This window comes from Deinococcus sp., assembly GCF_030523985.1.
GTDB lineage: Bacteria > Deinococcota > Deinococci > Deinococcales > Deinococcaceae > Deinococcus.
This window is the reverse complement of the sequence record NZ_JAUNHK010000148.1, coordinates 1-4,550: the sequence shown is the minus strand read 5'-3', so window position 1 is coordinate 4,550 and position 4,550 is coordinate 1. Positions and strand designations below refer to the sequence as shown.

Genomic DNA, 4,550 nt, shown 5'->3' with positions numbered 1-4,550 from the left:
TGATGGAAGGCGGGCGGGTGACGGCAGAAGGCACGCTTGAGCAGTTGCTGGACACAAGCGCGGAAATGCGGGCGCTGTGGGCGGAGGAGGACCAGCCCTGAGCCGTGGGGTATGTGCCATGAGGCAAAAGAAAAAGAGGCTTGGGCGTGTGCCTGGGCCTCTTTGAGATTTGGGGTCTGGTTATTCGGGAAGGTCAGGCTCAGTCCAAGCGAGAATCAGTAGGGGCAGACTTTGGGTGGTCGCCAGCCCCAGCAGAAGCAGGGTCGCCAGCGACTGCCCCAGCGTCGGGAATTTCTCGCTGCTTACGAAAACGACCAGCAAGCTGCAGAGCAGGTAAAGCGCTAGAAAGGCCATGCGGGAAGCTTGCGCTGTCGCCCAGAGCGTCCGCTCTTTCTGGCGCTCATCAAGTGTTTCCGGCTGCCGCGTCCATCCGAAAAAGCCCCACTGCGGCGAACGCAATTGCTGAGCACTCCAAACAACAGCGGCAAAGGCGGGAACGCCCAAAATCCAGAAGGGTGCTTCGATTCGGTTGCCCCGTATCCCGAACAGAAATGCGAGAGCGAGCAGAGCGAGTCCCAGCACGTGAAGCCCCACCACCTGACGACGCTTTCTGAGGGGAACCGGGTGCGGCAGGTGAGAGGTGGTCATTCTTCGTCCTCCAAATCTTTTTCACCCGCGACCAGAATGCTGACAGGCAGATAAACGACGGCGTTGAGCAAAAAGGCTAGCCCCAGCAGGCAACTCCACCAACTCAGATGAACCCCATCAGCACCCCAAACGCCTCCAAGCAGCGCGACACCCATCAAGCAACGAGCGAAAAACTGCTGCGCTTTGGCCTGCGCTTCGAGCAGCCGCGTGACTTCGCGTTCGTCCATTCCTTTGTTGACGCCGTAAACCGTGAAACGAGGTTGCGGCCCTTTCTGAAATTGGGTGGCGGCGTAGAGGGTCAGGCCAATGCCGCAAGCGCCACCGACCAGCGCTGCCACGCCCAGCCCGTTCAGTTGATTCCAATTCCAGCCTTGCGTTCTCAAGCTGTCCCAAACTTCCCCAAGTGAATCTGTGACCATCCCGATAACAAGCAAAACCATGCCTACACGCCAGATTGAGGCCAGTCGGCGCTGATGGGCAGCAGTAGGCCGGGTTTTTGGCATCGTCGTCATCATTCCTTCCCTCCGTAAACCTTCTCACTCAGGGGCGTAAACGGCGTGCGGCTGAAAATCGCCTCAATCGGTAGCCCGAAAAACTCGCTGAGGCGAAAGGCGAGGTCGAGGCTGGGCGCGTATTCGCCCCGTTCCAGATACCCGATGGTCTGATAGTTCACGTCTACAGCGGCGGCGAGGTCTTGCCGACTCAGGCCCCGTTCGGCCCGCAGCACGGGCAGACGGTTGTAGAGCGGCGGGGGCGTAGGCCGCCCAGAAGATTTGGCAACCATGCTTCGTATTGTTGTAGGAATACAACAAGAAGTCAACCATGTAGATATTCCGATTGAGAAAAACGCTTCAATGGGAGAGCGTACCCATCCCCACCCTTTGCCCTGCCGCCGCCGTGCCAGACTGACCTCAAATGCCGGATTACGACCTGTTGGTGATGGGCGCGGGCCACAACGCGCTGGTGACGGCGGCTTACGCAGCCAAAGCAGGGCTGAAGGTGGGGGTCTTCGAGCGGCGGCCTCTGGTCGGCGGGGCGGTCAGCACCGAGGAACTGGTGCCCGGCTACCGCTTCGACTACGGCGGCAGCGCCCACATCCTGATTCGGATGACGCCCATCGTGCGCGAACTGGAACTGACGCGCCACGGGCTGCACTACCTCGAAGTCGACCCCATGTTCCACTGCTCGGACGGTGAAACGCCCTGGTTCATCCACCGCGACCCCGCCCGAACCATCCGCGAACTGGACGAGAAATTTCCGGGGCAGGGCGAGGCGTACGGGCGGTTTCTGGACGACTGGACGCCGTTCGCCCGCTCGGTGGCTGACCTGTTCAACGCCGCGCCGGGACCGCTGGACATGGGCAAGATGGTGGTCAGCAGCGGGCAGGGTCGTGACTGGATGGAGCAATTGCCGCGCATCCTGCGGCCCTACGGCGACGTGGCGAAGGAATATTTCAGCGACGAGCGGGTGCGTGCGCCGCTGGTGTGGATGGCGGCCCAGAGCGGCCCCCCACCGAGCGACCCCCTCAGCGCCCCGTTTTTGCTGTGGCATCCGCTGTACCACGAGGGCGGCGTGGCGCGGCCCAAAGGCGGCAGCGGCGGCCTGACCAAAGCGCTCCGCCGAGCGATTGAGGCCGAGGGCGGCGAGGTCTTCACCAACGCGCCCGTCAAGGAAATTCTGATCCGGGACGGCAAGGCGCAGGGTATCCGGCTAGAGAATGGCGAAACGTACACCGCCCGCGCCGTTGTGTCAGGCACACACATTTTGACCACCGCTGGCGCACTGCCTGCCGAATATGTGCCCGCCGCCGCCAAGAATGTGCGCGTGGGCAACGGCTTCGGCATGATTTTGCGCCTCGCCCTGAGTGAAAAGGTCAAGTACCGCCACCACACCGAACCGGACAGCCGCATGGGACTGGGCCTGCTGGTCAAAAACGAGCGTCAGATTATGCAGGGCTACGGCGAATATCTGGCGGGGCAGCCCACCACCGACCCGCCGCTGGTCGCCATGAGTTTCAGCGCGGTGGACGACTCGCTGGCCCCCCCACACGGCGACGTGCTGTGGCTGTGGGCGCAGTACTACCCCTTCGAGCTGGCGTCGGGCAGTTGGGAAACGCGCACCGCCGAGGCGCGGGAAAACATCCTGCGCGCCTTCGAGCACTACGCGCCCGGTACCCGCGACACCATCGTGGGCGAACTGGTGCAGACCCCGCAGTGGCTCCACGACCACCTCGGCCTGCACCGGGGCAACGTTATGCACCTGGAAATGTCCTTCGACCAGATGTTCTCTTTCCGTCCCTGGATGAAGGCGAGCCAGTACCGCTGGCCCGGTGTGGCGGGGCTGTACCTGACGGGCGCGAGCACCCACCCCGGCGGCGGAATCATGGGCGCGAGCGGGCGCAACGCGGCGCGGGTCATCGTCAAAGACCTGACCCGGAGGCGCTGGAAGTGAAACGAACAGGCGCGGGGATTGCCGTCTTGCAGGGTCAGGAAGTTCTGCTGATACGCCGCCGCGACAACGGGCTATGGGATATCCCCGGCGGAGGCCAAGACCTTCTGGAAGCGCCCGCCCAGACGGCCCGCCGGGAATTGAGTGAGGAAACGGGCCTCAGCGTCGGCCCCCTGCGGGAGTTGGGTATCTGGCAACATCGGCATACCTACCCTGATGGCAATGTGGTGGACTGGACGACCCACGTCTTCACCGCCGCCTACACGGGAGGCGCAGCTCAGGCCCAAGACGACGCAGCCGAGGTGCAGTGGTGGCCCCTGGACCATCTGCCCACCGCTCTGTCAGAAGTCACCCAGAGCTACCTCGCAGCACTAAGGGCACTTCCTTGATTCCCCCCCAACTCCTGCGCTGGGGCCTCACCTTTGCCGCGCTGGGCCTCGCCTTTTTAGGGGCGCTCCTGGTGATTAGAGGCGGTGATTTCGGCTGGAGACTTATTGTGCTGGGGCTGCCGCTGTCTCTCTTGCTCGCCCTGGCAGGCGACGCGCTGGGGGCGAATTTTAGCGGCACTCTGGCGGAGCGCTGGCGGGCACTCCTTCAGTTCATGCAGCCCTGGCTGTGGTGGCTGGCGCTCTCGGTGGCCCTCAAAATCCCGGTTCCGCTGTGGCCTGAAGGCTTTCCCCTGCTGGGCCTGCTCAGCACGGCGGCCCTGTTCGCCTCGGCCCTGAGTTTCGCGGCGGAGCGGGTGGGCTGGGCGCGGGCAGGGGCGATGGCGCTGTTCGCCTGCCTGACCGGACTGGGGGTGGAGGTGCTGGGCAGTCGAACCGGCATTCCTTTCGGACAGTACTCCTACGCCACGTCGCCGCCGCCCACCGTCCTGACGGTGCCGCTCATGGTGCCGCTCGGCTGGTTCGCCTTCACCCTGGCGGGGCTGCTGCTCTCGGGCGGGCGGCCCTGGCTGGCGGGGCTGCTCATCATGCTCTGGGATGTGGGACTGGAACCGCTGATGACCGCGCAGCGCTACTGGTTGTGGAGCGATCCGCAACCGCTGTGGGCAGGCGCACCCGTGCAGAATTTCCTGGGTTGGTGGGCGGTGGGCACGCTGATTGCCTGGGGTATGCAGCGGCTCTCCGGAGAGCGTTGGGCGGCGGTTCGGACTCCGGGGCCATCCTTCGCCCTGGCCTATTTCACCGAGGCCTTTTTCCTGCCCGGTGGCCTGTTGCTGGTCGGGCGACCACTGGAAGCGGGCGTCACCCTGCTCGCCATGCTGTTGGGGGCGGCGCTGGCACTCGGCGTCGGCAGGCGTTGAGACGGAGCGTTCCCGCTCTCTGTCTGGTCATCTTTCACGCTGCCAAAAGGTCGGATTTCCGACATTGCCGTTTCAGCCCGCTATGCTGAAGCACATGACGTTTTCCGCCGGTGACCTGTCGTCGCCTTTGTCCAAATCCTCGCGTGAA

At 63.9% G+C, this 4,550-nt stretch carries 6 protein-coding genes; 3 read left to right on the top strand and 3 right to left on the bottom strand.

Features of this window, described 5'->3' with window-relative positions; genetic code table 11:
• Positions 1–180 precede the first annotated feature (180 nt).
• Genes Q4C89_RS13985 through Q4C89_RS13975 form a run of 3 tightly spaced genes read right to left on the bottom strand, consistent with a single transcriptional unit; the run spans position 181 to position 1,432 of the window.
• Entirely contained in the window at positions 181–648 is a 468-nt protein-coding gene (locus Q4C89_RS13985) for a hypothetical protein (RefSeq protein WP_303103236.1), read from the bottom strand.
• On the bottom strand, positions 645–1,163 hold the full coding sequence (locus tag Q4C89_RS13980; protein ID WP_303103235.1) for a hypothetical protein: 519 nt from the start codon (positions 1,161–1,163) through the stop codon (positions 645–647). Before Q4C89_RS13980 ends, Q4C89_RS13985 begins: the two co-directional genes overlap by 4 nt.
• Positions 1,160–1,432, bottom strand: coding sequence for a helix-turn-helix transcriptional regulator (locus tag Q4C89_RS13975; RefSeq protein WP_303103234.1), 273 nt, complete (start codon positions 1,430–1,432; stop codon positions 1,160–1,162). The genes Q4C89_RS13980 and Q4C89_RS13975 overlap by 4 nt, the downstream gene beginning before the upstream one ends.
• Positions 1,433–1,563: 131 nt before the next feature.
• Between Q4C89_RS13975 and Q4C89_RS13970 the strand changes: the two genes are divergently transcribed.
• From Q4C89_RS13970 to Q4C89_RS13960, 3 genes are read left to right on the top strand one after another with little or no spacing between them, the layout of a single operon-like run.
• Complete coding sequence (locus Q4C89_RS13970; protein WP_303101114.1) at positions 1,564–3,099, top strand: NAD(P)/FAD-dependent oxidoreductase; 1,536 nt, start codon at positions 1,564–1,566, stop codon at positions 3,097–3,099.
• The gene (locus tag Q4C89_RS13965; RefSeq protein WP_303103233.1) at positions 3,096–3,485 is read left to right on the top strand and encodes an NUDIX domain-containing protein; all 390 of its coding nucleotides are present in this window, start codon (positions 3,096–3,098) and stop codon (positions 3,483–3,485) included. The genes Q4C89_RS13970 and Q4C89_RS13965 overlap by 4 nt, the downstream gene beginning before the upstream one ends.
• Entirely contained in the window at positions 3,482–4,402 is a 921-nt protein-coding gene (locus tag Q4C89_RS13960) for a carotenoid biosynthesis protein (RefSeq protein ID WP_303103232.1), read from the top strand. Before Q4C89_RS13965 ends, Q4C89_RS13960 begins: the two co-directional genes overlap by 4 nt.
• Positions 4,403–4,550: the final 148 nt, after the last annotated feature.

What these genes read in the sequence shown, in the direction of transcription:
- Q4C89_RS13985 (WP_303103236.1), bottom strand. Translation starts at nt 648, where the DNA reads ATGACCACCTCTCACCTGCCGCACCCGGTTCCCCTCAGAAAGCGTCGT.
- Q4C89_RS13980 (WP_303103235.1), bottom strand. Translation starts at nt 1,163, where the DNA reads ATGATGACGACGATGCCAAAAACCCGGCCTACTGCTGCCCATCAGCGC.
- Q4C89_RS13975 (WP_303103234.1), bottom strand. Translation starts at nt 1,432, where the DNA reads ATGGTTGCCAAATCTTCTGGGCGGCCTACGCCCCCGCCGCTCTACAAC.
- Q4C89_RS13970 (WP_303101114.1), top strand. Translation starts at nt 1,564, where the DNA reads ATGCCGGATTACGACCTGTTGGTGATGGGCGCGGGCCACAACGCGCTG.